This is a genomic window from Streptomyces sp. NPDC006510 (assembly GCF_040611955.1).
Classification (GTDB): Bacteria; Actinomycetota; Actinomycetes; order Streptomycetales; family Streptomycetaceae; genus Streptomyces.
The window spans coordinates 1-4,452 of sequence record NZ_JBEXPH010000354.1 but is presented as its reverse complement, the minus strand read 5'-3'; the positions used below and the strand labels follow the sequence as shown (position 1 = coordinate 4,452).

Sequence of the window (4,452 nt, the reverse complement as noted above, 5' to 3'; positions counted from 1 at the left end):
GCGTCCTCCAGCGCCTGGCAGGCCCCTTGGCCGAGATTCGGGGTCATGGCATGGGCGGCATCGCCGAGCAGGGCGACCCGGCCCACCGCGTAGGACGGGAGCGGGACGACCAGTTCATTGACGTCATGGTGCAGGACGGCGTCGGGCCGGGTCGCCGCCAGCAGTGCGGGAATCGGGTCGTGCCAGCCGTCGAACCGGCGGCGGACCTCGGCGACGGGCTCGCGGGCTTCGTCGAGCGGCGGCTCACCGGGGAGGGGCGGCAGCGGTCGCTCGCCCGTTACGCGTGTGCGGTCGAGAGCGTGCGTCACCCGGAACTGCGCGAGATTCTCGTGCCGCGCGAGAACGCGGCACGAGAGGCAGTGCGGGCGTTCCTGAATGGGCGGGGCGTGGCCGACGCCGAGGGCCGCACGCTCACGCTGCTGGCCTGCGTGGACGGGCTGGTATTCGATCGGCTGGTGAGCGGCGGGGGAGTGCCGAGGGAAGAGATCGCGGGGCTGGTCGCCGCGGCGCTGCGCGACTCGGCCGGCGCTCGCGACAACTCCGGCGGGGATCACGAGAAGTGCGGCGCGGATCGCGACAACGCCCACCGCGACCGCGACGCCGCGGCCGTGGGCTGACGCCCGGCCGCCGCCGTTCGTGCCGCCGCCGTGATCGTTCCTACTGGACGTCCTGCGGTGATCGTCACTCCTGGGCGGGTTCCGCCGCCTGCTTCGGTCCGGTGCGGGGCAGCACGGGAACGGTGGCCGCGCCCCCGTCCCGGACCGCCCGGATCACCGCGTCGTGCAGGCGGCGGCTGTGCTCCTCCGTGGAGCACGGCACCGGACTGCCCGACATGGTGAACCAGTCGATCGCACCGGTGTACTGCACAGTGACCTGGGCCATGTCCTCCGCCCAAGTCGTGTGCACGGTCAGGTCCCCGGACAGGACACCGACCTCGTCCGTGAGCACGCCACCGCGCCCGGAAAACACACCGCAAGTCGTCCACGACGCCCAAGCCATGTCTCCAGGCTGGCATCAAGGCCGTGGATGCGCGACCCGCGGGCCTCGCTCATCGACCGCACTCCGGGCGCCCCACCCCTCCCGGATGCCGCCTCAGCCCTTCCGGATGCTGGATATGGGGGAAACTTTCCATCGGGCCGGACTGCGGTTCCCGCACCCGCCGATCCCCGTACTTTGACGCGTTGTTAGCACAAAACCGTCGGATTGACCCCTCGGGACAACGAATTCCGAAGGTTAACGCCTCTTGACCTGCGGAACACGTCAGGATTGCATATCGCGCTGGGAGCGACGAAACCACTCACCACGTCCTCGTCTGGAGGCGATACCGCTCCCGTGCTCACACACCGCACCTGTTGATCGGAACCGCACGATGACCGAAACGCTCAGCGCTCCCCAGGCGCTCGCCCCAGCGACCGGCCCCACTCCACAGAAGCTCAAGCGTTCCATCGGCGTCGTGGGCGGAACACTGCTCACGCTCTCCTGCGTGACGCCCGCCTCGACCCTCTTCGTGGTCGTGCCGGACCTGTTCTCCAGCCTCGGCACGTACACCGCCCTCACCATCGCCATCGGCTCGCTGCTCTGTATCGCGGTCGCCTTCTGCTACTCGGAGCTGGGCACGCTCATCCCGAGCGCCGGGGGCGAGTACGCCATGGTGTCGACCATGGCGGGGCGCCTTGCCGGGTGGCTCGTCTTCGTGCTCTCGCTGCTGGTCGTGATGATCGTGCCCCCGGTCATCGCCATGGGAACGGCCGACTACCTCGCGCCCATCGTGCACATCCCGGCTTCTGTCGCGGGCGCCGGCGTCATGGTGCTCGCCACTCTCGCCGGTCTCCTGGACCTGCGTGCCAACGCGTGGATCACCGGAATCTTCCTCGTCCTCGAAGTGATCGCGGCAGGCGTCGTCGCCGTTCTCGGCTTCGCGCACTCCGAGCGCGGTGCCTCGGCACTGGTGCACGGCTCGGTCGCCTCCTCGGGCGGCACGAGCTCGACCGTCACCGCGATGATGGTGGTCTCCGGGCTCGCGATCGCGCTCTTCATCACCCAGGGCTTCTCCACGGCCGTCTACCTCTCGGAGGAGCTGGAGAACCCGCGGCGCAACGTGGCCCGCACCGTGCTCGCCACCCTCGCCATCTCCTCGGCGGTCATCCTCGTCCCGGTCATCGCCATCACGCTGGGCGCCCCGGACCTGGCGGCCCTGACCTCGGGCGACCTCAACACCATGGTCGTCGCCTGGTCCAACTCGGCCGTCGGAACCTTCGTCAGCCTCTGCGTGGCCCTCGCGATCATCAACGCGGGCATCGTGATGGTCATCCAGAACTCGCGGGTGCTGTTCGCCTCCGCCCGTGACAAGGCATGGCCCGAGCCGGTCAACAACGCCCTGGCCCGACTCGGCCGGTTCGGGTCCCCGTGGGTCGCGACGCTGGTCGTCGGCGTGCCCGGCGCGGCGCTCTGCTTCGTCAACCTCGACACCCTGTACGGCGTCACCGGCGTGTCCGTCACCGCCATGTACCTGCTGGTCGCCGTCGCCGCGCTGCTCTGCCGCCGCGGCTCGCACCGCGAGGCACCCGCCTGGCGCATGCCGCTGTGGCCCGCGATCCCCGTGCTGCTGATCGCCGTGCTGGCGTACATCCTGACCCAGCAGGAGACCGAGTACCTGCTCTGGACCGGCGGGATCACGGCGGTCGCCACGCTCTACTGGGCGCTCTACCTGCGACCTCGCCAGGAGACCCGCTGGCTGGTCAGCATCCCGGAGGACGCGCAGTCCTGACCCGGACGTGTTCCGTGCCCGGCCCGTCGGCGGAGACCATCCGCGGGCGGGCCGGGCCCGTGCCGTCACGGACCCGGTCGCCCGACCGGGTGCCCCGTCGGCCCGACGACGGGCGGACAGACCCCTGACGCCCTCAGAGTGGGGTGAGGGCGTCGTCGGAACACGGGGAGTCGTGGCGGGATGAGTGTCGAGCGGGTCGGAGTCGTCGTTCACCAGGGCCGCCCCGAGGCCGGCGTCGCAGCGGGCGTCGTACGCGATTGGTGCGCCCGCGAGGGCATCCCGTGCACGGACATCGACGTGTGGCGCGACGACGAACGCAGACGCGGAGGGCGCGAGGAGGCCGATGTCGCGGGCAACCCCGATCTCATCGTGACGCTCGGCGGTGACGGGACCTTCCTGCGCGGCGCCAGGATCGCCGCCAAGAACGACGCCGCCGTCCTCGGCATCGACCTGGGCCGCGTCGGCTTCCTCACCGAGGTGCCGGCCGAGGACGTGGTCCGGGCACTCGACGCCGTACACCGGGGCCGGGCGGCGGTCGAGGAACGCATGACCCTGACTATGCGAACCTCCCGCGTACTCGAAGTACCCAAGGACATCGACGCCCTGATGGGCTACGGGCGGCGCCCGATGCTGCCGCCTCCCCAGGTCGCTCTCGACGCGGAGGCCGCGGCGGAGGGCTGGGGCGTGGCACTGGATGTCATCGCGCTCAACGACGTCGTCGTGGAGAAGCTCGCCCGCGACCGGCAGGTGAGCCTCGGCGTCTACATCGGCGGCCGGCTCCTCGCCTCCTACTCGGCCGACGCGGTCATCATGGCCACTCCCACCGGCTCGACCGCCTACAGCTTCGCCGCAGGCGGTCCGGTGGTCTCGCCCCGCATGGACGCTGTCCTCTTCACGCCCGTGGCGGCGCACATGACCTTCGACCGCACCGTCGTCGCCGCGGCCGACGAACCGATCGCCGTGCGGGTCCTGCCGCACTCGGGCCAGGGCGCGGTGACCATCGACGGCCAGCTGCGCGGTGTGCTGGACGCCGGGGACTGGCTCGGGGTGTACGCGGCACCGCGCCGCCTGCGGGTCATCCGGCTCGGCCCGAACGACTTCTACGGGCGGCTGCGCACCCGCCTGCGACTCACGGACGCTCCGGCCACGGCGGCCGACGGGGAGAGCGCACCGCTCTTCCGTCCCGACGGACCGGTCCCGCACGACCTGGCCCACCTCCATCTCTCCCCGGCGGACCGGGAGCAGGCGCCCGGTGCCTGACCGCGCCCGGGGGATTGTCGGCGCCGGGTTCCACCCGATTCCCGCCGGTGATCCGGGGCCGCGAGGCCGAAGTGCCGTACGACGAAGGAGTTCCCCTGACCAGCAGTGCCGACCTCCCAGCCCTCACCGCCGTGACGGTTCCCGACAACGAACTGGCCTCAGCAGAAACCTAGTTGGTGCGTGATCTGGTGAAGACGAGCACGTCGTTATAGTTGGCGCCTACAGGAAAGCGACTGTCGGGGAGGGGACCTGTGTGCCACGGGCCGGTCCCGCGCCCGCACCCCGGACCGGGTACCCGCCGCGGTGACCGACTCGGCGGGCGCCCGCTCCATTTTCATCAACACCTTTGCAGGTCTGCTGTTCCTGGTCCCCCTCATGTTCGTCATGCCCCACGACATTGCCGCCATCATCGACAGCGGTCAGCC

3 protein-coding genes and 2 pseudogenes are annotated in these 4,452 nt (G+C 70.8%); 3 read left to right on the top strand and 2 right to left on the bottom strand.

Features of this window, described 5'->3' with window-relative positions; genetic code table 11:
* Positions 1–221: pseudogene (locus tag ABZY11_RS43075) on the bottom strand (FAD-dependent monooxygenase); the annotation flags it as partial.
* Between ABZY11_RS43075 and ABZY11_RS43070 the strand changes: the two are divergent.
* Positions 198–617: pseudogene (locus ABZY11_RS43070) on the top strand (TetR family transcriptional regulator C-terminal domain-containing protein); the annotation flags it as partial. The pseudogenes ABZY11_RS43075 and ABZY11_RS43070 sit on opposite strands and share 24 nt — an antisense overlap.
* 64 nt (positions 618–681) lie before the next feature.
* Here the strand turns inward: ABZY11_RS43070 and ABZY11_RS43065 are convergent.
* Entirely contained in the window at positions 682–999 is a 318-nt protein-coding gene (locus ABZY11_RS43065) for a hypothetical protein (RefSeq protein ID WP_356484401.1), read from the bottom strand.
* A gap of 370 nt (positions 1,000–1,369) precedes the next feature.
* Between ABZY11_RS43065 and ABZY11_RS43060 the strand changes: the two genes are divergently transcribed.
* Positions 1,370–2,767, top strand: coding sequence for an APC family permease (locus ABZY11_RS43060; protein ID WP_356484400.1), 1,398 nt, complete (start codon positions 1,370–1,372; stop codon positions 2,765–2,767).
* Between the two features lie 180 nt (positions 2,768–2,947).
* On the top strand, positions 2,948–4,027 hold the full coding sequence (locus ABZY11_RS43055) for an NAD(+)/NADH kinase (protein WP_356484399.1): 1,080 nt from the start codon (positions 2,948–2,950) through the stop codon (positions 4,025–4,027).
* The last annotated feature ends 425 nt before the right edge of the window (positions 4,028–4,452 follow it).